The organism is Exiguobacterium sp. 8A (assembly GCF_902506275.1).
GTDB lineage: Bacteria > Bacillota > Bacilli > Exiguobacteriales > Exiguobacteriaceae > Exiguobacterium > Exiguobacterium profundum.
Genome location: NZ_LR733630.1, coordinates 1,556,499 through 1,581,185 on the forward strand (window position 1 = coordinate 1,556,499; position 24,687 = coordinate 1,581,185).

Sequence of the window (24,687 nt, forward strand, 5' to 3'; positions counted from 1 at the left end):
AAAAAGGAGGTGCCGGATGGGCCAACCCCGTTTTGCAAAAATTCCATACCGTACCTACACGATGGTGCTCGCGATTGCTTGTCTCATCGGTGTCCTGTTGTTTGGACTTGGCACGAGTTTTTATTGGCATGAAAAACAAGAAGCCATCGACCAGACGATTACGAATTTGAATCAAGCGGCAGACCTAGCTGGTGTCGAAGCATACGTGTCTCTGTTCGAGGCGGCGACCCGGTATGAGGAGCAGTCGAATCAGACGACATCCTTCCTCTCCACACCGTACAAAGAACGGGCACTCCAATACAATGAGCGTTTATTGAACGACTTTGAGGACGGTGTGAACGAACGGGAACGGGAGACGCTCCAGACGTTCTCAAATGAGTTGAATCAAATTCTCGAGGCAGAACAGTTCGAGGCGGTCCCAACCGATGTCATCAGTTCCATCAATCGACGATGGCTATATCAAGCACTCGAGCAAACGAATCAATCGAATGCGGCATACGAACTGACTGATGCCATCATGCGAATGCAATCGATTCTTATGCGGAATCGTGAAGCCCTCTTCCGTAACCCGATTGATGCAGATCAACTCACAAACACCGTGGATATGATTGTCGGCGAAGCAAAACTTGTTCAAACCATCATTGAATCGAATGAGACACTGCAGTCGAAAGCGGTCATCGACGTGGCGGAAAGCGGGCAGTCCTTTGCGAATATGGCGAATCGCGAGGCGTCTCTAGAAGCTCGTTACGTCAATTCAACGAATGTCTACGAGGACGCCTATGGTGCCCTTCGTTCCATCCGTTCGAGTTCTGAGACGATGCTTCAAGAAGAAAGTAAGCATTATCAAGTCTTAGCCACCACTTCATTCGTGGTGACGTTGCTCTTATCTCTCGGACTCCTATTTCTACTCTACTATACACGCAATCGTTACAATCACGATTTGGCGCATCTCAAGGCACGCGCACTCGCCATCGACCCTAGCCTAGAACCTGTCGAAGCGATGTTTCCGAAAACACATGATTTCCGAGGGATCGAGGACGAGTTACGCGAGATTGCCACGAGTGTCCATTCGACCGTTCATGAACTTGAAAATCGTTCGCAAGATCTCGTGCGCTATCATGAACGTTGGTCGTCCCTCTTCTCTGAGACGGGACTCGCCATCGCACTGATGGATGACTCGTATAATTTAATTGAGCGCAACGAGATGTTTCGGCAGTTTTTCGGTGATCGGAACTTATATGAGATTAATCAATTGTTCACCGAGACGGGTCGCCGCTTGTTCGAGCAAGCGCTCGATGGTGTGACTGAACATGGGACGAGTGCCCAGTTCATCATTCATCTGAAAGGGGAACATCTCCGTTATCTGAATGTGAAACTGACGCCGCTCAAGCGTGAGGAAAAGTTGACGTATTACCTCATCGTCGAAGATGAGACAGACCGGGTCGAACGGGAACGGAAGGTCGACCGTCTCGTCCGTTTCGACTTGGCGACCAACCTCTATAATGAATATGGCTTTATTCGCAAGTGGGAAAAGCAAGAGATTGACGGTGCATTTGTCCTTATCCGGATTCATGACTATCATCATCTCGTTGATTGGTACGACCCTGCGTATGCTGATCTGCTCATGATTGAGTTTGCGCGAGCCGTCGAGTCCCGTCTTTCGAAATATGCCCAACATCTCTTCGGTCGATACCGAGACGACACGTTTATGCTGTATGTCAAAGGCTTCTCGTACGAGGATGAGCACGAGCTGTTGGAGCTCTTCCCGACAGAAGTGACAATCAACCATAAACGTCAAAATGTGCATATTCAAATCGGGGCAACTGAGACGGAATCGACTTACAACGATTGTCTGTTCAAGGCGATGAAGGCGTTACAGCACGCCAAAGAGACACGTACCCCTTCGGTTTGGTATGACTCGGAAATTTTAGCCCAGATGCAACTCGCCGCACTGATTGAACAAGCGCTTCCGGACGCCATCCGAAAAGGAGAATTGACGGTCGCGTATCAACCGCAAGTCGAATTGAAAACCGGTCGCGTCGTCGGCGCGGAAGTGCTCGCTCGTTGGACACATCCTGACATCGGAGTCATCCCACCGAACGAGTTCATTCGCATCGCGGAACGTTCCGATCAAATCTTATGGCTCTCACATAATATTCTCGATCAGACGATTGCCCAGCTCGTCGCATGGCAAGGAACTTCATTTGAAGACATCTCCTTGTCGTTCAACTTGTCGGCCCATTCGGTCGACCCTTCCATCGTAGCGAAGCTCCGGGATTCGATTGAGGTATACCCGTGGCTACCTGACCGATTGAAGATTGAATTGACGGAGTCCTCGGATATCATGTCGTATGCGAGTGAACTCGAACGATTAGAAGACATCTCCGACCTCGGCTATTGCCTATCAATCGACGACTTCGGGACCGGATACGCCTCATTCGAAGCGATTTGGCACCTACCGATTCAAGAAGTGAAAATTGACCGGATGTATGTGAGTGGAAAGGCGAAAGAAAGTACTTCCTTCTTACGTGCCGTCTCTCGCTTTGCGAACGAGCAACAACTAACCGCTCTCGCCGAAGGGATTGAGACCGAAAGCGACCTGTCACGCATGCTTCGTGAAGGGGTCGAACTCGGACAGGGCTTCTACTTCTCACCCGCCCTGGACGCAGTCTCATTCGAATCATGGGTCAACAAAAAGGGACACTCGCATTGAGTGTCCCTTTTTTCAGCGTGAACGAATGTCCTCATATAACTGCCTCGTTTCTTTAAACGAAGACTGATTGAGATAGATTGTTTTGTCTGACCAATCGAGTCGGATCACCGGCTCGACATCACGGTCGATAAAGAGGAGCACATCCTCCCCTGCTTCCGTCCGAAAATGTCCGGTCAGACGTGTTCCCGTATCTGCTCCGTTCGTTCGACGCGCGATATCCGGCAATGTCGTCCATGTCACGTCTTCCACTTCATCAAACGGGACCTCACGACCATAACTGCCTTCAATCACGATCGCTTCATCCGTCACGATCACCTCAGTCGGTTGACTGAACCAAAACATGAGCGCCGGCACACCGACGAGTAAGACGACAGAGACGATGATGATCGGAATGAGACGTTTTTTCCCATCTGGTCTCAAGCGCCCCGCTCCATCGTAGATGTTACCGTCATAGCGCTGCATCCGCCAAAGCATCCCGACAATGAATACCATCAGGGCGAGAAAGAACGGTTCGAGCGGAACGTTCCAACCAGACAGTTCGATGAGCGCAATGATGAGAAAAAGCGCACTAATCCCGTAACACATCCAGGCAATCAGTCGCGCCACTTTTTTGATGTCGACCCGCTCCTGTTTCTCTTTCGACATTGTATTGTATCCAGAGATCAAGTGATACCAACCGAGCCTGTCAACCGCGAAGCCTAACGCGATGACGATTCCTGCCGCTAGAATGAGAATCCACATATGCCTCGCCTCCTCTTCTTTCTATACGTCATGACTGCTACAAAAGATTCACGTCTCGCAAAAACAGGACCGCCTATATGAGCGGTCCTGAACAGTTTTAGTTTGAAGTCGGTGTGTTCGACGGACGTTGCATCCGTCCGATTCCTTCGTATGACACATCGCCCGGATCGCGTGCAAACTTCCATGCGTTTCGTGCATCGATCAATCGACGCTGGCGCATGCCGTTGAAAGCATCCGGTGCCAAGTTCACGATCTCATCCCATTCTGTGACGAGAATGGCATAATCGGCTCCCTTCAGCGCCTCTTCGACCGTCGTCGCTTGTGGATAGTCCCACGTCGCAATCGGATCATACCCGATGACGTCCACGTTACGGGCCACCATGTGGTGAGCGAGTAGAATCGATGGGGCATCTCGCATATCGTCTGTTCCTGGTTTGAATGCCAAACCAAGGATAGCCACACGCATGTTCGGTTCAACGTTCAATTTTGAGAGCACGTACTCGATTTGCGTCTCATTCACTTTCGTCGCCGCCCGGATGACACGTAGGTCGATCTCGTTTTCACTCGCGACGTGTAGGAGTGCGTTCATGTCTTTCGGGAAGCACGAACCTCCGTACCCGATGCCCGCGTTCAAGAACGAACGCCCAATTCGCGGATCGAGTCCCATTCCGTCCGCAATCGTCGAAATGTCAGCGCCAGCTTGATCGGCTAGACGCGACAAGTCGTTCATGAAGCTGATTTTCGTGGCCAAAAAGGCGTTCGAGGCGTATTTGATGAGTTCTGCATTGATCGGTGTCGTACAGATGAGCGGAACGCCAAGGCGTCCGTAGATTCCTGCCAACTCTTCTGCGACTTCGAGGTTTACACACCCGATGACGACACGGTGTGGTTTCATGACGTCTGCGAGCGCGCGTCCTTCTTGTAAAAATTCAGGTACAATCGCAAACGTATGAGAGGGATACATGATGTTCAGTAAATCGGTCGTGCCGGGTGGGACCGAGCTACGAATAACGATTTTATGCTTCGTGTTCAGTTCCGACAAGACTGCTTCGATATAAGATAAGTCACAGCTTCCATCAGACTTGCTCGGTGTCCCGACCGCAAGAATCAAATAGTCGACCTGCTCCGTATCCGCGATTCGGCTTGTCAGGGTGATCTGGTCGGCGTGCTCTTGCAACACCTCTGCCATGCCTGGTTCATGGAATGGCGGGTGTCCACTCATGAGAAGACGTAGCTTCTCTTCGTCCGCTTCAACCCCGATGACGTGATGACCGGCTTTTGCCAAACCACAAAGTGTAGCCAATCCAACGTATCCTAAACCAATAATTCCAAATTTCACATCAGTTCCTCCTTCAATCATCTTTTATAAGCGTACCGAAACACGCCGAAGAAGTGAAGCTTCTAACACTCTCTCGATGTTCTTTGCTATAATGAGTCAAAATGATGGGTGAAAGGACAAACCGCATGGGCTTAATCGCTTTCTTCTTAGTGACATTGTTCGTTTATTTTTGGCTTCCGGTCCGGGGGGGACTGAAAACCTTTTTGCTAGTCTTGATCATGGTGAGCGGATGGCTCTCCATTTTTGAACTCGTCTCGATTCTCGAAGCCCGTCCATGGGTCATCGCGCCAATCCTGATCATCGTTGGATCTGTGATTTGGAAAGTACAACGCGACCGGAAACGAGAGCTCAAGAAAAGTGTTTGACCTCGGTCAGGCGCTTTTTCTTTTTGTCGTATTCGATAAAGCTTATCAGATTCCTGCATTCATCAAAAAATCCTCATACGATGGACGAGGATCAGCTTCGGTTTGTATTTAACTTTCTTATTCTGAAATACGAGAGAGATACGTTTCATAACACGCTCTCCATGACGAGCACATCGTCAATTCGATTGAGCTCGAGGAAGCCGTGTCGCATGTAGAAGGCAATCGCTCGTTCGTTCGTCGCTTCGACGTGCAAGTGAATCTTCCGTTTGTTCGTCTGGATCGCTTCTTCGCATAATGCTTCCAGTAAGGCGTGCCCACTACCGGACGGCGCTTCCGGCAACACGCAAATATGGCTGATGAAGACGATGTCCGTATCCATGTAAGCTGCGATTAGCCCGACGAGACGCCCGTCGTTCCAGATTTCATACGACGTCGCCCGTTCGTGCAGCTTCAAAGCGTATGGCTCTAACTCTACCCGCTCCGACAGCTTGGTCGGGAACAGATGATCACACGCTTCAAGATGCGCCACATAATCAGAAACCGTCCCTTGGTCGCGAGTCATCATACATCCTCCAAGATTGCGACACCAAACCCATGTCGCCCAAACTCGTTCCCGTTATAAAGGAGGTAGTGCCGACCGTCCCACTCGAAGACGTGCGGGTAACATTCCATGTCCGCATCCCATCCGTCGGAACTTCGCTCGAATCCGAGTGCCGTATCATCACGCGTCCAGTCAAACAGATTTTCCGAATAGGCGTAACCTAATCGATATCCGCGTAACGGGTCGGTCCGAAAGCCAAAGGTGTCTCGAAAACAAAAAATCATATGGTAGCGTCCGTGCGCTTCGAACACGGTCGGAAGCGCCTGACTCTCGTCCGCGATCGTATCCGAAACGATTCTTCCGTGACGCTTGAACGTCTGTCCATCTTCTGACGTGGCGAGCGCAATCTTATAGGTCCGTTCCTGGACGCCATCCGGCCCCTCTTTCCATGTCGTCCCGTAAATGTAATACATATAGCATTGTTCCCGTGTGACCACAAAGGGGTCGCCGACGAGAAACGGTTCCTCAATGCTCGCCGATAATATCGGTCCGTCGCCGAGCCGTTCGAACGTCTCTCCCTCGTTCCGACTGACAGTGAGACCAATCCCCGTTTCGACCGACACAGAGTCTCGACGGCTCCAGCCACTCGTATAGCCATAAAGCCCATCACGCGTCCGCGTGACGTGGAATGGGAAGATCCCGTGTTCGTCGAATGTCCCCCGTTTTCCAAGTGGGATGATCTCATCTGTGGACACGTCGATGACGTTGAAATCACGTGTCATGTCCACATATCGGACGTGGCTCTTGAACATGTCACCGTCCGGTTCACGGGTCGAGAAATAGATGCGCACAAAATCCCCGAAGACGAGCGCCTGAGGGGACTGGGCGAACGAGGAATACTCCCCGAAAAATCCATACGGCGCCGGGTCGAAGATGTGTCCGAGTTTTTTCCACTTCATCTCGCTCCCTCCTTGCGCTCCGCGATGCCGAACCCTTCTCGTCCGACTTCATTCCCCAAATAGAGTAAATACCGTTTCCCGTTCAACGTGAACGTGTGGGGGTAGGCGACCATCTCGTCATCGAATCCCGATTCTGTCCGCGAGAATCTCATGACCGAATCGTCACGCGTCCAATGGAGGAAATCCGGAGAAGAGGCATATCCGATTCGATAAGTCCGCTCTGGATTCTTCCGATAATCGGTCGCATCTCGGTAACAGAAAAACATATGATAGCGTCCATCCTCATAAAAGACGTCCGGACTAGCCTGCGCTTCATTCGGAAGTACGCTTTCGATTAAGTCGCGTCCCGCCTTCACCCAAGTGACCCCGTCCTTCGACGTGGCCAGCCGAATCTTATACACCGGTTCAGGACGTTCGCCATCCATGATCCACTCTCGTCCGGCGATATAGAACAAGACCCACGTGTCATGGAAACGCCGAATCTTCGGACCGCTCAAGATGAACGGTTCATCGAGTGTATACGATAGGATTGGTCCTGGACCGACACGCTCAAACGAACGTCCGCCGTCTCGACTGATGGCTTTTCCGATATTCACATTAAACGGAACGGACACAGTACGCGTCCAGCCCCCGTAATAGGCGTGCACCTCATCCCCAACCTCAATCGCCGAGAACGGATAGACACCAAACTCGTCGAACGTCCCACGTGCACCGAGCTCCAGTATCGGTCGTTCACTCACTCGAAGAATCGAGAAATCCTCTTTTGCGACATCCACATACCCGCTGTGACTGACGTATCGTCCATCGATCGGTTTCGGTCGACAACTGAAGTAGATTCGTAAATAGGTATCGCGTTCCAACACACAAGGTCCTTGTGCGAACGCATCCATCCAGTCGAGTGATGCGTCTCGTTGAGGGCTGAAGAAAAGACGTCGATTGGTCCATTCAAATGATGTATTCAACGTGTTCGTCCCCTTTCCCCTAATTGTTGCGGCATCTATCTCGCCCCATTAGACGAGCGTATAGGCATCGAGTAGTTCACGCATTTTCGTCTTCGAATTGAACATCAAGACATCGATGATGGACAAGTTGGGCGTGAACGGATGACCAAATTGAGCATATTCCACAGCATTCATTTGGATAAAATCAAGCGGCACCCCGGATTCCGCGAAACGCTGTTTGTCATAAAGTTCCTGTCCTCCAATCGCATTGATGTAATGCGATGTACGCAAATGATGACAAATCTCGAGTACCAATTGTTCACACTTCAGCGACTTGTCGTAGTCGAGCGAAGAGGCGACCAATAACTCCGTATCCATCTCGAGATAGTCACGCACTTCCGTCAATAACGTTTCTAGATAAGTGGCGACATTGCGTTCCTCATTTTGAATGATTCGTTCAACCATCGGCATGACGTCGGCATAACTTGGTGCGCGTTGATACGCATGGTGCAATAAGCGCAGTTGATAAGTCTCATGAACTGGATCGAGAATCCGCTCATGCTCACGGATCGTACGATGTTGTGTCATATGATCGATTTTCAGATGGATTGGTTTGATGTGTCCCTCGACCAAAATACGGTTTCGATGAATCCATCCTCGTTTCGCAAATTGCACATGGTCCAAAATAACGAACTGGTCCACCGCGTTCATCAATTGAATATAGCCGAGGTATGGGAAGTAGTACGGCTGCATGATTCCTAATTTCATTTGAGCCGCCTCCTTTAACCGAGCTGGAGCGAGCGCATGCGAATCAACCACTCCATCAAGATTGGATGCCGCACCATCAAGTAGGGACGTAGCCGCTCTCTACCGACAAATCGCTCCACATATTGATCATACCGAGGTGACTTCAGCGCTTGAAAATCTCGTCGGAGTCGATGCAACCCGACCTCGAACGATAAGCGAGAGATTTCGATTTCTTGATGAAATCTGCCATTCGTATAGGAATCGAACGCATCCATCATTCGGATGAACGCCTCGATCCGCTCGATGTCGCGCTCCCTGTTTCGTTGACGCCACTTCGTGGTGACCGACCCGGACACACCGAATCGATATACGCTCATCACCTCAGGCATGTAGTAGGCGTAACCTTGGCTTGCGACGTGAAGTTTGAGCGCGCCATCGAATGCGGGCGTATCGCCGATCCAATCTAACAGATGGTCTGTCAGTCCATTTCGGTACAGCATGGACATCGTTGGAATGAAGCCGAGTAGCTGTAACTCCCCGGCATGATAGGTCCGCGGCTCCGTCGAGGCATACTTTCTGTTTTCAGGCATCCATGGGATGACGTGCCATCCGGTATGGAGTGTATCGTCCGTTTCGACATACGCATCATGAAAACAGAGTGTACAGTCCGGGTGGGCTTCCATATAGTCGACTTGTTTCTGCAATTTATGTGGGTCGGTCCAATAGTCATCCCCGTCACAAAGCGCGATGTACTTGCCACGCGACCTCTCTTCGTTCAACAGATTCACCAGCACACCTTGAGAATATTGGTTTTCCGTTTGATAGATGACCCGAATGAGGTTTGGGTGCTGTTCTTCATACTTACGCACGATGTCTGCCGTCCGATCCGTTGAGGCATCCTCATGAATGAGGATTTCAAATTCAAAATCTGTTTCCTGCATCAAAAATCCTTCAATCGTTTTGGCGATGTACGGTTCGTGGTTATACGTGATGCAGTCGATGCTGACCATCACCATGTCGATTCCCTCCTTTCCCGAGATGATAGAACGGCTCCGATTTAGGAAGAGTACATGTCTTGATAATAGGTTTTGTACGCTCCCGAAACGATGCGCTCGACCCATTCCGGATGTGATCGGTACCATTCAATCGTCTCTTCGATTCCATGTTCAAAACTGTAGCGTGGCACCCACCCGAGTTCGTCTTTCATTTTCGTCGCGTCAATGGCATAACGACGGTCGTGACCAGGGCGATCCGTCACGAATTGGATGCGGTCATCGGGTAAGTCAAAAGCCTGTAAAATCGTTCGGACGAGCTCGAGGTTCGTCTTCTCGTTATGTCCGCCGATGTTATAGACTTCTCCGACCTGTCCCTTTTGCCGAACGAGATCAATCGCTTCACAGTGGTCCTGTACATGTAACCAATCTCGGATATGTCCTCCGTCCCCATATACTGGGAGTAGTTGATCGGTCATACAATGGTGCACCATGAGCGGAATCAGTTTCTCGGGGAATTGATACGGACCATAATTGTTGCTGCAACGGGTGATCTTAATCGGTAAGCCGTACGTCTTATGATAGGAACGAACGAGCAAATCAGACCCGGCCTTCGAGGCAGAATAAGGACTGTTCGGGGCGAGGGGGGTCTCTTCTGTAAAGAACCCTGACTCCCCTAGCGACCCATACACCTCATCCGTCGAGACATGGACGAAACAGACATTGTCTCGATAGTCTCGACTGTATTTGTCATCCGGGTACCGTTTCCAATGCCGCATGGCCACATCGAGCAACACTTGTGTACCCAAGATATTCGTCGAGAGGAACAACTCCGGCTCAAGAATACTTCGGTCGACATGCGATTCCGCCGCAAAATGAACGACTTCGTCAATCTCAAAGAGAGAGAACAGTTCATCAATCGCTGGACGGTCACGGATGTCTACTTTCCGAAACACGTAGAGCGGGTCGTGCTCGAACGCCTGTACGTTCTCTAAATTGCCGGCATAGGTCAAAGCGTCGACGTTAAGGATTCGTGACGTTGGATGTTTCTCCCGAAAGTGTTTTATGAAATTTGAACCGATGAACCCGGCTCCGCCAGTCACTAGGATCGTATGCATTGGTCTGTTCTCCTTCCTCTAGAAGCGATATCAAATACTGTCCGTAATCGGTCATCTTGAGCGTCTGACCGATGTCGGCCAATTGCTCTCGCGTGATGAACCCACGACGCCACGCAATCTCCTCCAGACATGCGATATAATAGCCTTGCCGTTCCTGTACCGTCTGTACGAAGATGGAGGCTTTGATCATCCCCTCTGGCGTCCCGGTATCGAGCCATGCCATCCCGCGACCGAACAAGACGACGTTCAACTCGCCTCGTTCCAAATACATTTGATTGATCGACGTGATCTCAAGCTCACCGCGCGGGGACGGCTTTACTTGTTTCGCGAACTCGACGACCTGATTGTCATAAAAGTAGAGCCCCGGTACCGCATAATTGGATTTGGGGACCGCCGGTTTCTCTTCGATGGACAAGACACGACGGTCCGCATCGAACTCGACGACACCGAATGCCCGTGGGTCCTTTACCGGATACCCGAACACCGTCGCGCCTGACTGCCGCTCTTTCGCATCCAGTAAAAAGCGCGTCAAGTTCGGACCATAGAAGACGTTATCCCCTAAGATGAGGCAAACGGAGTCGTCCCCGATGAACGATTCTCCTAAGATGAAAGCATCCGCGAGACCGACCGGACGCTCTTGTACTTGGTACGTAATCGAGATTCCGAGTTGATGCCCGTCACCGAACAGTCGCTCATACCCGGAGATGTCTTTCGGGGTCGAGATCAATAAAATCTCCTTGATGCCGGCGAGCATCAACACCGACATCGGATAATAGATGAGGGGCTTGTCGTAGATCGGCAATAGCTGTTTCGAGACTGCTTTCGTCATCGGGTAGAGACGCGTCCCGTTCCCACCCGCTAGAATGATCCCTTTCATCGTTCATTCCCTCCTTCAAGGATTACGTCACAAATGCGGTCGACCATCTCCATTGTCATGTCCGGATACAGAGGTAACGTGATCACCCGATCCGAGACGTACGTGGCGTTCGGTACGGATGCGTCGAATGCGTAGCAGGAAAAATCGGTCACGAGCGGATAGAAGTACTTCCGGGCGAGAATCCCATGCTGCGCTAAGTATGCCATCATGTCATCGCGTGCCTCTCTCCCTGGCGTGACGAGAACCGGATAGTACGCATAGTTGGACTCGGTTCGTTCATTCCGGAGGTTCAAGCGAAGAAACGAAGCGTCCCTTAAACGGGTATCGTATCGCTCGACCAGACGTTTCCGCTTTTCAATGTCGATATCGATTCGTGGGAGGTTGCAACGTCCCATCGCTGCCTGAAACTCGTTCATCTTGGCGTTGCCCCCGACCGATTCGACGGATTCTGGTCCGGTGATTCCAAAGTTGACGGCTTGATGAATCGCCTCGATGTAACGGGCATCCCGGAACGTGAGCGCCCCACCTTCAATCGTATGAAACACTTTCGTCGCATGAAAGCTGAACATCGTCATATCGCCGAACGTCGAGACATCGCGCCCGTCGTGCCGGACACCGAACGCGTGCGCCGCATCGTAGAGGACATGGAGCCCATGGTGTTTCGCGACTTGTTCAATCGCCTCCACGTCACATACGTTCCCATACACATGAACGGGGAGGATGGCCGTCGTCCGTTCCGTGATCAGCGCCTCGATTTTGTCGACGTCAATCGTATAGTCGACCGGGTTGATGTCACAGAAGACAGGGGTGATTTGTTTTCGGATGAGCGCATGCGTCGTCGAGGCGAACGTGAACGGCGTCGTGATGACCTCACCCGTCAATCCGAGCACGTCAATCGCCGTTTCGAGGGCCAGATGACCGTTCGTCAATAATGAGACGTGCGGGACGTGGAGACGCTGCTCTAACTCTTCTTCTAATGCTCGCACATGCTCGCCACGGTTGCTCAAGTGACGCGATTCCCAAAGGGGACGAATCATCTCGACATACGTATCAAAATCCGGCATACTCGGTCGCGTGACGGGAATGATGGCATCTGTTTCTACATTTGAACCACTCATGGTGAAATCGCCCCTTTTCCTTTCGTTTAAGCGAATGCCCGATTTCGTATTCTAATCAGCCACTCCGTTAAATGTGGCTGCTTGATCATCAGGTAAGGTCGGATTCGATCGATTCCGACGAATCGATTCAGATACGCGTCATACCGAGTAGAACGTAACGCATCATACTCTCCCTTCAATCGGTGGAGCCCCACTTCAAAGGAAATCCGAGACAACTCCAGCTCCTGATGATATTTCCCATCGGTATAGGCATCAAATAAGTTGATAAACCGAATGAACTCCTCATGTCGCTTCACGTCACGTTCGACATCTCCTTCGTTCCAAATGGTCGTCGCCGACCCCTCGACCTCGTAGCGATATACACTCATCACTTCCGGCATGTAGTAGGCATATCCCCTGCTCGTGATATACAAGCGAATCGATGCATCTCGCGCCGGCGTCTCCTCGAGCCATCGTGGGGCGTCACGGAAATCGTTCACATACAACATGGACATCGTCGGAACGAACCCGAGTAACTGTAATTCTCCGGCATCATACGTCCGGGGCACGGATGAAGCGAACTTTCGATTTTCCGACATCCATGGAATGACGTGCCAATTCGTGTGGAGCTTCCCACCTGTCTCAACGTACGCATCGTGGAAACAAAGCGTACAGTCCGGATGGGCTTCCATATAGTCGACTTGCTTTTGCAATTTGTACGGGTCGGTCCAGTAATCATCGCCCTCACAAACCGCGATATATTTGCCGCGTGCCCGCTCCTCGTTCAACCGGGCGATGAACACGCCTTTTGAATATTGATTCTCCGTCTGATAGATGACGTTGAATGTTTCAGGATATTTCTGTTCATATTCACGGATGATATCTGCCGTCCGATCTGTCGAGGCGTCATCATGGATGAGAATCTCGACCTCGAAGTTCGTGCGCTGTGACAAAAAGCCTTCAATCGCCTGAGCGATGTATTTCTCGTGATTGTAAGTGATGCAGTTGATGCTCACCATGACCATGGTGAATCCCTCCTTTATGAGACTTCCGCGTCTTGTGCGACAGTGGCTGGATAGGTGTCCGGTTGACTCGCGTCGAACGGCTCGTTCACCCACATCACCGTCACTAAATCTTTCACGCCCGTGTTTTCGATATGATGGACGTACCCTGGCGGAATCTCGATGACTTCAAGCTGTTCTTCACTGACATGGAACGAGATGATATGATCTTGGTCCATCAACCGGAGCCGAATCACGCCTTCACCGCTGACGACGATGAACTGTTCATGTTTCGACTCATGCCAATGTTCCCCTTTTGTGATTCCAGGTTTGGCCACGTTGACGGAGACTTGACCACGGTCAGGCGTCTTGAACAGTTCTGTGAACGATCCCCGCACGTCCTGATGCATCAAGAGAGGCGTGACCATCCGTTCTTTCGGCAAGTAACTTAAGTACGTGCTGTACAGCTTTTTCGTAAAGGGATCCGATACATCCGGTACTCCTCTAGCCATACGGACCGCTTCGAACGATTCAATCATTCGGGCGAGGTCGAATAATGTGATTTGGTGCGTCAGGAAATCTGGATCGGCGCTTTCTGTTTTACACAGCGCCTCTACAAATGATGCGACGACGTCATCGACATGGGCGAGCGTCAACACATGATTTGGATGTGTGACCGTGACGTCTTCTCCTCTTGCAATCTGATAACAAAACGTCGTGACCGCACTGTTATAGAAAGGTCGCCCCCATTTGCCGAACAAGTTCGGGAGACGATAAATGTGAACCGGTGCCCCACTCCGTTGACCGTAAAGCCGCAAGATGTCCTCCGCTTCTCGTTTACTGTTTCCATAAGGATTGTCTTGAGTCGCTTGAATCGACGAGGCGAAAAAGACCGGGACCTGATTATAAGACAGCAATTCGGTTGTAATCGCCTCGGTCAAGTCGACGTTTCCAGTCGTGTATTCTTCGACTCGTTCAGGACGGTTCACTCCGGCTACATGATAGACGGCGTCGGCTCGACGTAGATAGTAGCTTCGTTCCACGGATGATGTCGAACGGGTGATTGGGAGGACGAGATGCCCCGCCCGCTCTAAGGCGTGGACGAGGTGTCTGCCTAAAAAACCGTTCGCACCGGTGACGACGATGTCCATGATTCTCCCTCCGTTTCTTCGGTTGACTGGATGTGTAAGGTCAGCCATCGCTCGGGATGTTCAACAAGTCGAAGCATCGTCTCAACGTCTTCAAACTCTAGAATCAAACTACCGAGTGCTTGATTTGCCCCTTCGAAGCGTGGGACCACATCTCCGACGTTGTAATAGATGTTCGCTTGTCGAATCGTACATGCGTCCTCATCGAAATGGACACCCATGAACTGACCCTTTTCTTGACTACCGATGATGAAATAGGCGGACGGTACGGTCACCGGCTTCATCTCGAGCGTCACCGGCATCCCGAGTGCGACATCAATCGTCGCCTGGACCAAGTCGACGCCTGTCGCTTGTTCGATGATTTGTGGGATGTAATTTCCTCCGTTCCGTGGACCGATATCCATCAGATAAACGTCTTCTCCTTTGACGAAGATGTCAAAATTGAACGCCCCTTGTTTGAAGCCGACTTCAGTCAACATCCGTTGCAACGTCTCATGTACCTGTTCGAGCACGTGAGGTGGATGCACACTCGGAAAACTCGCACTAATCGGAGCGAACGGGTTGATTCCATTCACATTGAAATGTCCGTTTCCGAAACAACGAAACACTAACTCCCCGTCGACGACAAATCCATCACCCGCTAGTTGATAGCCGTCTCGGGTAATGAACTCCTCCACGACCACTTCCTGATTGAACGACATCGTAAATGCCGATTGGAGATGGCGGCGAAGCTGCTCGATCCCGTTCCCCTGACTCCATTTGTTGACCCCTTTACTCCCTGAGGCGTCGGCCGGTTTGATGATGTACTCGCCCGCTCGATTCCGTAACGTTTCGACGGCTATTTCTAGTTCGGTAAACGCAAAGGCTTCCGGGACGGCAAAGTCATATCGCTGTAGGAATGTTCGAAACTTCGCTTTATTCGTCAACGTTTCGACCGTTTCTAGCGAGTTCGTCACTAAACCGAGCGCTTCTCCGACATAGGCGGCCGTTCGCGCCGCCGGGTCGGAGGCATAAGCGACAATCCCATCGATGCCTTCTTCTCTCGCGATGGCGAGGACTGCTTCCCGATCAAGCGTGCTCGTACAGTAATAGCGATCGGCCACGAGTCGACCTGGATTATCCGGTAGATAGTCACAGAGAACGGTGAATATCCCTTGTTGTTTCGCTTTTTGGATGATGGGAACTTGATGCATCGCGCCCCCGAGCAACATCAGCTTCAGCATGGTGAGAATCTCCTTTGCGATAAAGTGGTTGGAGTAAATCGGCGTAGATGGCAGCAGTACTGGCGTTCAGTCGCGGTGTCACGAGTTCTTTCGATTGTTGTCCGTGAGCTTTCAATTTTTCAGGATGTTCCAGATACCGCTTAAGCTCGGTCACGAGTGACACCACCGTCGGTTCGCATTTGTAACAGTTAATGCCTTCGTGCAGATGTCTCTCAACGTTGTTGACGTCATGGCTGACAACAATCCCCATCCCGGACGCGCAGGCTTCAATGATGCTGATGTTCCCGTTCGAATAGGTCGCCGGTAATACGAGGATGTCCGAACTCCGGTAAACGAGATTCAATCCTTCCCACGATTCAATTTCTTCAAGAAACGTGACGTCCGCCAACTGCTCGTCCTCGATATATCGCCGACACGCATCTGCGAGGTGTCCGTCGCGATTGAGCGACATGGAAAGGTTCGGATATTCTTCTTTCAAGATTCGATACGCCTCCAAGGCGACGAGCGGTTGATAACGTTCAATTAAGCGATTGGCAAATAACAGATGAATCGGGTCATTTGGTCCTTTCTGACGCAAGGGGTGCGACATATGCGTCTCGATATCAATCGGATAGGGTGCCGAGACGACTCGTTTGGAAGGGAAGCCTAGTTCTTTGATAAATTGATCGCGTGCGACGTTTCCCATTCCGAAAATCAAATCGGCCCGCTTGAACAGTCGATGAATCCGTGTGATCTTGTGCAAGCCGTTTTCTCTTGTCAATAACGTCGATTCTCCACTCGTTTCACCTCGTACGCTTCGAATAGGTTCACTCATGACGACGACGCGCACCCCGAACAGTTTGACGATTTGTAAGAGCAAGGCATGAAACGGGGTAAAGCCGGCTATTAGCAAGATATGCGGTCGAAACCGGATAAGTTGGACAAACACATCGAGTGACAGATAGTTCGTCTTTTTCGAGAAATAGGAGCCTCTCAAGATGCGACAGCGTTTACCAAGTGGGATGACCCACCAATCAGGACGTTGATCCGTGATTTGTCTATAAAACCAAAACTCAGTATCAAAATATTTATGGAGCGCGTCAGCGAATTTGACTTGATACGGGGAAGCCATATTGGATAAGAAGACGATTCGTTGTCTGGTCATCACACTCACCCGATTCGTTTCGCGGAAGCGGGAATCGTCCATTTCGCGAGTTCTTCCTGGATGTAAGGTAACGTCAACAAGAGTTCCTTCACTTCCTCCACATCGAGCTGTCTCGTATTGTTCGAGTTGTACTCGCCTTGAGCAGTCAGCTCCTGGCTGCCTTCACTGAAATACTTTTCGTAGTTCAAGTCACGATTGTCGGCCGGGACGCGGAAGAATCCACCCATGTCCTCGGAGACGACTTTCTCTTCCCGGGTCATCAACGTCTCGAACGCTTTCTCGCCGTGGCGGGTCCCGATGACTTTGATGGGAAGATCGACCCCGAACAGTTGTTTCACGGCTTCCGCGAGCACACCGATCGTCGAGGCAGGTGATTTTTGGACCATGATGTCACCTGCATGCGCATGATGGAATGCGAAGACGACGAGTTCGACCGCATCGGCCAAGCTCATCAAGAAACGCGTCATGAGCGGATCGGTCACGGTGAGCGGTTCCCCTTTTTTGATCTGCTCCACGAATAATGGGATGACCGACCCACGCGAGGCCATCACGTTCCCGTAACGGGTCCCGCAGATGAGCGTCCGGTCTGGTCCGACCGCACGGGCCTTGGCGACGAAGACTTTTTCCATCATCGCCTTGGAGATTCCCATCGCATTGATCGGGTAGGCCGCCTTATCCGTTGAAAGACAGATGACCTTCTCCACACCCGCCTCGATGGCGGCATTCAGGACGTTTTCCGTACCGAGAATATTCGTCTTCACCGCTTCGATTGGGAAAAACTCACACGAGGGAACTTGTTTCAGTGCCGCCGCGTGAAAGACGTAATCGACGCCGTACATGGCATTTTTGACGCTGTTCGGGTCCCTTACATCGCCAATGTAGAATTTTAATTTGTCATGATGATAGCGATTGCGAATGTCTTCTTGTTTCTTCTCATCCCGTGAAAAGATGCGAATCTCTTTGATGTTCGTATCGAGGAATCGCTCCATCACGGCATTGCCGAACGATCCCGTCCCACCTGTGATGAGCAATGTTTTGTTGGAAAACATAAGAAGGCTCCTTTCGTAGCTGTCTAGTCTCAGATGTAGGAAGAGCGGTATGTCATCATTTACCCGGTTGATCTCACTTAAATTGGTAACTTAATGGAAACCGTTATCATTTTTTCGCAACATGCATCATCTTCTTTTCTTCAGATGTCGGGCTGGGTGGAGGCGCCCCTTCCACGATTCCTTCCCGGAGCAAAACGTTCCTGACGGTCAAGGCGATACAGCGCAGATCGAACCAAAAGCTCATCTGGCGAACGTATTCCCCGTCGAGTTTCGCCTTCATCTCAATCGGAAGCTCATCACGTCCCTTCACCTGCGCCCATCCGGTCAGACCCGGTAACGCTTCTGTCGCTCCCACTTGTCGACGGGCCTCGACTAAGTCGTCCTGATTCCACAGTGCGGGTCTCGGTCCGACGATGGCCATCTCCCCTTTTAAAATGTTTACGAGCTGTGGCAATTCATCGAGACTCGTCTTGCGAAGAAGCGCCCCTACGCGCGTGATATGTTTCGTGGAGTCGTTAAACAGATGTGTCGGGACATCGTTCGGGGTGTCTTGATGCATCGTCCGGAACTTATACATCCAAAAACGTGTCTCCCGTAATCCGATGCGCTCCTGTTTGAAAAAGACGGGACCCCTCGAATCGATTTTGATCAAGAGGGCGATGAGGAGCAGGAACGGGGCAAGAAGAAGGAGCGCGACTCCGCTGAGCGTACCGTCAAAAACTCGTTTGAACGTCATATAGTCCATGGCTCACACCTCTTTCTTCTCGGTCGACACCGTATGTTGCTTCCACACTTCTCGCATCACGTAGTCTGTGTAGGACAACAAGATGCGGAGCACTTTATCGGAGACGTTCGGCATGGCGTAATCGTTCACGAGTCGCATCGGACCTTCCGTCTCTTCTAAGATTTGAAGCGCCTGAAGCACTCGCTCCCGCTTCAATCCGACCATCATTGCCGCCCCTTCTTCCATCGCCTCCGGACGCTCATGCGCTTGTCGGATATTCAACCCTTTGATCCCAAGAATCGAGCTCTCTTCACTGATCGTACCGCTGTCCGACAACACGGCCTTCGCATGGAGTTGCAGGTGGACGTAGTCACTGAAGCCGAGCGGCTTGAGGGTACGAATGTTTGGATGGAGACGCACCCCACTCTCACGAATGCGTTTTGCCGTCCGGGGATGGGTGCTGACGATGAGGGGGAGCTGGTACGTTGTCGCGACCGCATTGAGCGTGTCGACGAGATCGAAAAAGTTCTCGTCATCACTGATGTTTTCATCGCGATGGGCCGATACGACGAAATAGGCATCTCGCTCCAAGTCGAGCCGTTCGAGCACGTCTGACCGCTCGATCTTCTCCTGTTGACGATGGAGCACCTCGTACATCGGGCTCCCCGTCTTGATGATGCGGTCCGCCGGTAACCCTTCACGAAGCAGATACTCGCGTGCGATGTCACTATAGGTCAGATTGATGTCGGCGATATGGTCGACGATGCGACGATTCGTCTCCTCCGGGACCCGTTCATCAAAACAGCGATTCCCTGCCTCCATATGGAAGATGGGAATGTGATGACGTTTTGCGGCGATGGCTGCGAGACAGCTGTTCGTGTCCCCGAGTAGCAAGACCGCGTCCGGACGCTCGGATGCGAGCACGGGATCGATGGCGATGAGGATATTGCCGATCGTCGCCATCGGACCATCCGCCGAGGCGTCTAACACATAATCCGGTGTCCGCAGGCCAAAGTCTTCAAAGAAAATCTGATTCAATTCGTAATCATAGTTTTGTCCCGTATGAACGAGCACATGATCGATTGCCTCGGAGGCTTCGAGACGTGCCATCACGGCGGACAATCGAATGATTTCGGGTCTAGTACCAACAATCGTCATGACCTTGAGTCGTTTCATCTTGTTCCCTCCTAGGATGTGTGGTGAATGGATAGGATGCGTAGTTTCAATTGAGCGAACACTTGGCGGAACATGGCTTTCTCCGTTTCATCAAATGCGAGTCCCCACATGATGATGGCGTATATGCTGATGAGCACGATTCCCTTCAAGCCGAAGCCGAACCAGTTCGAGGACGGGAAGAAGAACTGGATTCCCCAGCCGATGAGCGTGTACAGGAGAATACCGGGCAAGAGTTTCAGATGGCATTTGCGGAAAAAGCCAAGAATGTCGAGACCGAGGACCCGATGATAAATCACGTTCATATAGAAGACGAGACCGACGATGTTGCCGATGCAAATGGCGATGGCCGCACCAATCGGACCAAAGTGTGGAATCAACAGTGGCGAGAGCGTCATACTGATGGCGGCCACGATAAGGGCTGCGAACGCCCGATACTTCACCTTGTTTTCGGCAATGAGTGTCGTGTTGCCGATGTCTTGCGTCAACGTGATCACACTCGGTGCAATCAAGAGAAGCGCGATCACGTAGGAGTCGGTGAAGTCTGGTCCGACCCATAGGTGCATGAACTCTCGACCGAGGATGAAGAACGAAGCGAGAATGAGTCCGACGATATACAGTTGAATTCGACCGATGCGGACGAAGAGGTACCCGATGGCCTCACGATCGTTTCGGGACAACATCCGACTGACCTTCGGAAGGAATAAGTAACCGAGCGAGGCCGCGATGGTCCAGACATACCCTTCGATGACCATCCCGACGGAAAAGAGGGCAATCGAGGCACTGCCTGCTAGAATCCCTAGTAGGCTCGGGGTGATGTTCAACACGAAGCGTTGGGCGACGAGCGTGATCGTGCTCCAGGACGTGAAACTAAAGATGTCCTGATATATCCCTTTCTCTCGATTCTGAAAGTTGGCACGGACGAGAGTCTTGCGCCGAATGAAGACGTATTCGATGAGTAGGACAATCGTGCCGACCAACGCATTGACGATGACAAGGGCGTACAACCCATAGCCGAGAAGAAGCGCGGTGACCATCAAAGCGACCGTCCCGACCTTCTCAGCGAGATGCAGGGCACTCGAGAAGAGGAATTGTTCATGGGATACGAGAATGCCAGAGAATGGCTTCGTCGGGAACGAGACGACGATGAACAGTCCTGCGATGACATAGAGCACTTTCAACTGTTCGAGTTCGGTCGCCGTCAAACTCGAGTAAATCGAGTCCAAGAAGAAGTAGACGACGGCGAGGATGAGGAAGAGGACGAGCGAGATGGCGATGAACAGTTTATAGGCGATGCCTAAAAATCGTCCTGCCCGCTCGTGGTCCCCCTCCGCCATATACTTGCTCATGAATCGTGAGACGGCCGCATCGAGCCCGAAGTCCATCGCGAACATACTGATGAGCGAGATGGTCAGCATATACAACCCGTAACTCGCCTGCCCGATCTCATGAATCATCCACGGCGTATAGATGAGACCGGATAAGATCCCGAAAAAGATTTGCGTGTAGGACATGACCGCTCCAATCTTGATTTTGCGGTTACTGGCTGCCTCGTCTAGCGTCATGCGTGTCGACATATGCTTCACCTCCTCGTGTTACCAAAAGAACGAATACACCGGCGCTTCGCGAATGAACAAGAGACCGAGCAACATAACTGCCGAGTAATAGACAACGAGTCGTTCCCGCCGCTCGAACGTGCCGACAATCTCCGGAATCATCAACAACAGGAAGAGTGAGAAGTACTGGACGAGCCGCATCATGGACGGGTTTAAGAACGTCAACGGCAAGAGACAGGCTGCGAGTAACAACGCGTTGAAGAAATGGATGGCGGATGGATTGTTCGCTAAAATTTGATCTTTTCGCCATAGTGCAATGAAGAGAACAGAGAGCAACATCAGACTGAAGTTGACCGCGCCGGCCCCTTCCATGGCGCTGTAGGTCTCATAGCCAGACACTTGAACGAGCAGATCGAAGAACGAATTCCGGAAGACGAACAATCCGATGACGACCCCGAACATGGTCATCAAATACGCTTTGGTCAGTTGCTTGTTCGCTAAAAAGTAGAACGGGACGAAGATGAGCGAGGATTTATGAATCGTCATGGCGATGCATACGAGCAGAAGGAACCAGCCCAACTTCCGCGCCCGCACGAAATGGTATCCGACGAGCACGACGAGCGCGGTCGCCACCGTTTGGCGTAAGCCGGTGACGGCGAAGAATTCGTAGAAGAGGACCGAAAAGAGCAGGAAACTGATGAGCGGTTCGCTCGAGTATTTGTAGATGAAATAGCCGAGTGGGATCATGAAAATCATCGCGATGAGCACGAGATACACTTGATAGTCCGTAATCACATACTGGATGAGACGTTGGAACAGGTAGAAACCCGGGTCCTCGCTCTCAGTGAAGACGATTTCAAAGAAGCGGTCGGTGAACGCACCGAGCGGTAACGTTTGCGACTGAAGGAAGAGTGCCTTGTACTGCGCGGTATCTGCCCCGACGGTGACGTCTCGGAAGCCTGACAAGACGATCCATTGAATCGTGGCGAAAGATACGAACCAAGCACGGCGACTCGGAATCTCGTGACGGATCAACAACAGTCCCCAACCGACCAACAGCGCCATATTGACTAAATAGATCGTCATCTCAACCCCTCCTTTCTAACGATAAATCAGATTGGTCATCCCTCGATATAGAGACAGCAGGTTTGAAAACAGGATACCGTTCCAGCGAAGCCACCGATATTCCAGCGGTCCAAAGTAACGATTCACATCATGTGTCGTTAAGTACTGTTCCCGTACGTCCGCCGCATTTTCTTTAAACGTGTGCTTCAGAATGATGGCGGTCAATTCCTCTCCGTTATCACGCACCTCGACGTCCTGGAGTAGCCGCTTCAGATAGCGATTCGATTCCATCGTGGCTCGATGTGCGATTTTTTTCGTCTGTTGCTCGCCGTGAATCCGTGAATAGACGAGCGGCTCACGCATCACGTAAAAGTCGAACCCATCGAGCGCCAACTCGACCCAGCAGATCCAGTCTTGAATGAAGCGGTCCTCTAACGAAAAACGCCGATGTTCGAACGCTCGTCGCGGAATCAAGAGCGCGCATCCGTTCAAAGTCGAGGACAACAGCAAGTGACGGAACATGTCCTGACTCGAATAGAATCCGCTCACTTTCCGTTGCACCCGTCGGATTGCCTCCCCATTTTCGTCAATGAACGCCGTCCCTGTGACGACGATTGTCTGGTTCATCGGGAGATGTTGCTCGTGCAATGCGGCGAGCTGTCGTTCGATCTTTGTCGGTTCGTACACGTCATCGTGACTGAGCCAGGAGAAATAGTCTCCGTTCATTTCTTCAATCCCACGATTCAACGCACTCGAGACGCCCCCATTTTCCTTTTCCACGTAGCGAATTTTCTTGCCGTAACTTGTCGCAATCGCCGCCGTTTTCCCGTCATCAGTCGAGCCGTCGTTGACGACGATCACTTCAATCGAAGGATGCGTCTGGGCTAAGGCGCTGTCGATACATGTCCGTAAATAATCGCTCCCGTTATAGACGGGGATGATGATGGATACGAGTGGTGTCATAAAGCGTTCCTCACTTTCTCGGTTTGCAGCTCCTCATACACGTGCAGGTAGTCCTCCGCCCGGTCGAATAAGTCGAACCGTTGACGCGCTTCGTTCGCACAAGCGATTCGTGAGATCGAGGCGTGATGGAGACGATCGAGTCCGTCCATTACATCTTCGACCGATCGCGTGGCGACGACGACACCGGTCCGTTCTGTCACAAGTTCCGGACTGGCCGTGGAATTGAGGACGAGAACTGGCGTGCCACAGGCGAGTGCCTCTGCCGTCACGTTTCCAAATGATTCTTCCTCTGACAGGTTCAACAAGACGTCTGCCGCGGCATAGTAAGAAGCCAATTCGCTCGGGTCATGTGTCTCCTGAACGTGAAGCACATTCGCCGGCAGGTCATGTTGTTCAGGCATCTGTCCGACTAAGACGATTTGGTCGGACGGTCTGACCGTGGCCAACTCCATGAAGGCAGACAATCCTTTCGCCTCCGTCCAATGGCTCGCCACACCGAGAAGAATGTGTTGTCCCGTCAACCCGAGGCGTGCCCGAAGTGGGGCTACCTCTTTCGGTGTGAACGTCTCCAAATCGACCCAGTTGTAGATGCGACGAATGATGGAGGCGTGTTGCAGAATCGAGAAGTGGGCTTCCATCGTGATCCAATCCGACACTCCCACTACTGCCAAGCGTGGAATGGCGTCGTACCATTGGCGCTTGTCCGCCAACATCTCGCCGGTCCGGTCTAAAAACCAGCTCGGGATGTCTTCTTTTAAGAGCGGGCATTGTCCACATCCATCCTTCCAGCGCGTACATCCGACCGCCGTATAGTGGGTACATTTCCCGGTGAATAGCCAGCAGTCGTGAAGCGTCATGACGGTGGCGATGTCCTGCTTCGCCAAATACTCAAATAACGTCTGAAGATGAAGGTAATTGGCGTGAAGATTATGAAGATGAACCACGTCCGGCCGAAAGCTGTCCATGAAGGCAATCAAGTCAGCGGTCGACCGTTTAGACGTGTACCCTTGGCGCCCCGTCACGCGGGCGTGGAGCGCATGTCGCTTCGTTTCCCACGCCTGTCCGACTACCACACTCGTCTCGGTCACCGGTCCGGTCGCATGGGCGATTCGGACGTTGTGTCCGTAAGAGGCATGAACGGATGCGAGCTCTTTACACATCCGACCGGTGCTTTTCACTTCGTTGATGGCATTGATGTGTAGAATATTCAT

At 51.6% G+C, this 24,687-nt stretch carries 23 protein-coding genes; 2 read left to right on the forward strand and 21 right to left on the reverse strand.

The window, feature by feature from the left end:
- Positions 1-16 precede the first annotated feature (16 nt).
- Positions 17-2,713: an EAL domain-containing protein gene (locus GVY42_RS07990; protein ID WP_159562878.1), complete on the forward strand. Its 2,697-nt coding sequence runs from the start codon at positions 17-19 to the stop codon at positions 2,711-2,713.
- A gap of 12 nt (positions 2,714-2,725) precedes the next feature.
- Here the strand turns inward: GVY42_RS07990 and GVY42_RS07995 are convergent, their stop codons facing one another.
- Both GVY42_RS07995 and GVY42_RS08000 read right to left on the reverse strand, forming a co-directional pair.
- The gene (locus tag GVY42_RS07995; protein WP_159562879.1) at positions 2,726-3,454 is read right to left on the reverse strand and encodes a DUF3784 domain-containing protein; all 729 of its coding nucleotides are present in this window, start codon (positions 3,452-3,454) and stop codon (positions 2,726-2,728) included.
- Positions 3,455-3,551: 97 nt separating this feature from the next.
- A complete protein-coding gene (locus GVY42_RS08000) occupies positions 3,552-4,793 on the reverse strand; it encodes a UDP-glucose/GDP-mannose dehydrogenase family protein (RefSeq protein ID WP_159562880.1) in 1,242 nt (413 codons plus the stop codon).
- Between the two features lie 104 nt (positions 4,794-4,897).
- On the opposite strand from GVY42_RS08000, the gene GVY42_RS08005 reads away from it, so the two are divergent.
- Entirely contained in the window at positions 4,898-5,158 is a 261-nt protein-coding gene (locus GVY42_RS08005) for a hypothetical protein (protein WP_031422447.1), read from the forward strand.
- Positions 5,159-5,303: 145 nt separating this feature from the next.
- Here the strand turns inward: GVY42_RS08005 and GVY42_RS08010 are convergent, their stop codons facing one another.
- From GVY42_RS08010 to GVY42_RS08100, 19 genes are all read right to left on the reverse strand, one after another.
- Positions 5,304-5,720 (reverse strand): N-acetyltransferase, encoded by a 417-nt coding sequence (locus GVY42_RS08010; protein WP_159562881.1) that lies wholly within the window; start codon positions 5,718-5,720, stop codon positions 5,304-5,306.
- Complete coding sequence (locus tag GVY42_RS08015) at positions 5,720-6,658, reverse strand: hypothetical protein (protein WP_159562882.1); 939 nt, start codon at positions 6,656-6,658, stop codon at positions 5,720-5,722. Before GVY42_RS08015 ends, GVY42_RS08010 begins: the two co-directional genes overlap by 1 nt.
- Positions 6,655-7,620, reverse strand: coding sequence for a glycosylase (locus GVY42_RS08020; protein WP_159562883.1), 966 nt, complete (start codon positions 7,618-7,620; stop codon positions 6,655-6,657). The genes GVY42_RS08015 and GVY42_RS08020 overlap by 4 nt, the downstream gene beginning before the upstream one ends.
- Before the next feature lie 48 nt (positions 7,621-7,668).
- Positions 7,669-8,367, reverse strand: a complete 699-nt coding sequence (locus GVY42_RS08025; RefSeq protein WP_159562884.1) for a WbqC family protein — start codon at positions 8,365-8,367, stop codon at positions 7,669-7,671.
- A 14-nt stretch (positions 8,368-8,381) separates the two neighbouring features.
- Complete coding sequence (locus GVY42_RS08030) at positions 8,382-9,362, reverse strand: glycosyltransferase (RefSeq protein WP_159562885.1); 981 nt, start codon at positions 9,360-9,362, stop codon at positions 8,382-8,384.
- 41 nt (positions 9,363-9,403) lie between these two features.
- Positions 9,404-10,456 (reverse strand): dTDP-glucose 4,6-dehydratase, encoded by a 1,053-nt coding sequence (gene rfbB, locus GVY42_RS08035; protein ID WP_159562886.1) that lies wholly within the window; start codon positions 10,454-10,456, stop codon positions 9,404-9,406.
- Entirely contained in the window at positions 10,362-11,333 is a 972-nt protein-coding gene (gene rfbA, locus GVY42_RS08040; protein ID WP_159562887.1) for a glucose-1-phosphate thymidylyltransferase RfbA, read from the reverse strand. The genes rfbB and rfbA overlap by 95 nt, the downstream gene beginning before the upstream one ends.
- On the reverse strand, positions 11,330-12,451 hold the full coding sequence (locus tag GVY42_RS08045) for a DegT/DnrJ/EryC1/StrS aminotransferase family protein (RefSeq protein WP_159562888.1): 1,122 nt from the start codon (positions 12,449-12,451) through the stop codon (positions 11,330-11,332). The genes rfbA and GVY42_RS08045 overlap by 4 nt, the downstream gene beginning before the upstream one ends.
- Before the next feature lie 26 nt (positions 12,452-12,477).
- Entirely contained in the window at positions 12,478-13,455 is a 978-nt protein-coding gene (locus GVY42_RS08050; RefSeq protein ID WP_159562889.1) for a glycosyltransferase, read from the reverse strand.
- A gap of 14 nt (positions 13,456-13,469) precedes the next feature.
- Positions 13,470-14,582, reverse strand: coding sequence for an NAD-dependent epimerase/dehydratase family protein (locus tag GVY42_RS08055; protein WP_159562890.1), 1,113 nt, complete (start codon positions 14,580-14,582; stop codon positions 13,470-13,472).
- Positions 14,546-15,802 carry an acetyl-CoA carboxylase biotin carboxylase subunit family protein gene (locus tag GVY42_RS08060; protein WP_236548945.1) on the reverse strand — a complete coding sequence of 419 codons (1,257 nt, stop codon included), beginning with the start codon at positions 15,800-15,802 and terminating at the stop codon, positions 14,546-14,548. Before GVY42_RS08060 ends, GVY42_RS08055 begins: the two co-directional genes overlap by 37 nt.
- Complete coding sequence (locus GVY42_RS08065) at positions 15,711-16,946, reverse strand: glycosyltransferase family 4 protein (RefSeq protein ID WP_236548946.1); 1,236 nt, start codon at positions 16,944-16,946, stop codon at positions 15,711-15,713. The genes GVY42_RS08060 and GVY42_RS08065 overlap by 92 nt, the downstream gene beginning before the upstream one ends.
- Before the next feature lie 5 nt (positions 16,947-16,951).
- Entirely contained in the window at positions 16,952-17,995 is a 1,044-nt protein-coding gene (locus tag GVY42_RS08070; RefSeq protein WP_159562892.1) for a polysaccharide biosynthesis protein, read from the reverse strand.
- 106 nt (positions 17,996-18,101) lie between these two features.
- Positions 18,102-18,740, reverse strand: a complete 639-nt coding sequence (locus GVY42_RS08075; protein WP_159562893.1) for a sugar transferase — start codon at positions 18,738-18,740, stop codon at positions 18,102-18,104.
- Positions 18,741-18,743: 3 nt separating this feature from the next.
- Positions 18,744-19,895: a non-hydrolyzing UDP-N-acetylglucosamine 2-epimerase gene (gene wecB, locus GVY42_RS08080; RefSeq protein WP_159562894.1), complete on the reverse strand. Its 1,152-nt coding sequence runs from the start codon at positions 19,893-19,895 to the stop codon at positions 18,744-18,746.
- Between the two features lie 11 nt (positions 19,896-19,906).
- Positions 19,907-21,469, reverse strand: a complete 1,563-nt coding sequence (locus tag GVY42_RS08085) for an oligosaccharide flippase family protein (protein WP_159562895.1) — start codon at positions 21,467-21,469, stop codon at positions 19,907-19,909.
- 18 nt (positions 21,470-21,487) lie between these two features.
- Positions 21,488-22,534, reverse strand: coding sequence for an EpsG family protein (locus tag GVY42_RS08090; RefSeq protein WP_159562896.1), 1,047 nt, complete (start codon positions 22,532-22,534; stop codon positions 21,488-21,490).
- Positions 22,535-22,549: 15 nt separating this feature from the next.
- Complete coding sequence (locus GVY42_RS08095) at positions 22,550-23,476, reverse strand: glycosyltransferase family 2 protein (RefSeq protein ID WP_159562897.1); 927 nt, start codon at positions 23,474-23,476, stop codon at positions 22,550-22,552.
- Complete coding sequence (locus GVY42_RS08100; RefSeq protein WP_159562898.1) at positions 23,473-24,687, reverse strand: glycosyltransferase; 1,215 nt, start codon at positions 24,685-24,687, stop codon at positions 23,473-23,475. The genes GVY42_RS08095 and GVY42_RS08100 overlap by 4 nt, the downstream gene beginning before the upstream one ends.

Bases quoted from the DNA above. Each gene is read 5' to 3' on its own strand.
- GVY42_RS07990 (WP_159562878.1), top strand. From the start codon at position 17: ATGGGCCAACCCCGTTTTGCAAAAATTCCATACCGTACCTACACGATG.
- GVY42_RS07995 (WP_159562879.1), bottom strand. From the start codon at position 3,454: ATGTGGATTCTCATTCTAGCGGCAGGAATCGTCATCGCGTTAGGCTTC.
- GVY42_RS08005 (WP_031422447.1), top strand. From the start codon at position 4,898: ATGGGTGAAAGGACAAACCGCATGGGCTTAATCGCTTTCTTCTTAGTG.
- GVY42_RS08010 (WP_159562881.1), bottom strand. From the start codon at position 5,720: ATGACTCGCGACCAAGGGACGGTTTCTGATTATGTGGCGCATCTTGAA.
- GVY42_RS08015 (WP_159562882.1), bottom strand. From the start codon at position 6,658: ATGAAGTGGAAAAAACTCGGACACATCTTCGACCCGGCGCCGTATGGA.
- GVY42_RS08025 (WP_159562884.1), bottom strand. From the start codon at position 8,367: ATGAAATTAGGAATCATGCAGCCGTACTACTTCCCATACCTCGGCTAT.
- GVY42_RS08030 (WP_159562885.1), bottom strand. From the start codon at position 9,362: ATGGTGATGGTCAGCATCGACTGCATCACGTATAACCACGAACCGTAC.
- rfbB (WP_159562886.1), bottom strand. From the start codon at position 10,456: ATGCATACGATCCTAGTGACTGGCGGAGCCGGGTTCATCGGTTCAAAT.
- rfbA (WP_159562887.1), bottom strand. From the start codon at position 11,333: ATGAAAGGGATCATTCTAGCGGGTGGGAACGGGACGCGTCTCTACCCG.
- GVY42_RS08045 (WP_159562888.1), bottom strand. From the start codon at position 12,451: ATGAGTGGTTCAAATGTAGAAACAGATGCCATCATTCCCGTCACGCGA.
- GVY42_RS08050 (WP_159562889.1), bottom strand. From the start codon at position 13,455: ATGGTCATGGTGAGCATCAACTGCATCACTTACAATCACGAGAAATAC.
- GVY42_RS08055 (WP_159562890.1), bottom strand. From the start codon at position 14,582: ATGGACATCGTCGTCACCGGTGCGAACGGTTTTTTAGGCAGACACCTC.
- GVY42_RS08060 (WP_236548945.1), bottom strand. From the start codon at position 15,802: ATGCTGAAGCTGATGTTGCTCGGGGGCGCGATGCATCAAGTTCCCATC.
- GVY42_RS08065 (WP_236548946.1), bottom strand. From the start codon at position 16,946: ATGACCAGACAACGAATCGTCTTCTTATCCAATATGGCTTCCCCGTAT.
- GVY42_RS08070 (WP_159562892.1), bottom strand. From the start codon at position 17,995: ATGTTTTCCAACAAAACATTGCTCATCACAGGTGGGACGGGATCGTTC.
- GVY42_RS08075 (WP_159562893.1), bottom strand. From the start codon at position 18,740: ATGGACTATATGACGTTCAAACGAGTTTTTGACGGTACGCTCAGCGGA.
- wecB (WP_159562894.1), bottom strand. From the start codon at position 19,895: ATGAAACGACTCAAGGTCATGACGATTGTTGGTACTAGACCCGAAATC.
- GVY42_RS08085 (WP_159562895.1), bottom strand. From the start codon at position 21,469: ATGTCGACACGCATGACGCTAGACGAGGCAGCCAGTAACCGCAAAATC.
- GVY42_RS08090 (WP_159562896.1), bottom strand. From the start codon at position 22,534: ATGACGATCTATTTAGTCAATATGGCGCTGTTGGTCGGTTGGGGACTG.
- GVY42_RS08095 (WP_159562897.1), bottom strand. From the start codon at position 23,476: ATGACACCACTCGTATCCATCATCATCCCCGTCTATAACGGGAGCGAT.
- GVY42_RS08100 (WP_159562898.1), bottom strand. From the start codon at position 24,687: ATGAATATTCTACACATCAATGCCATCAACGAAGTGAAAAGCACCGGT.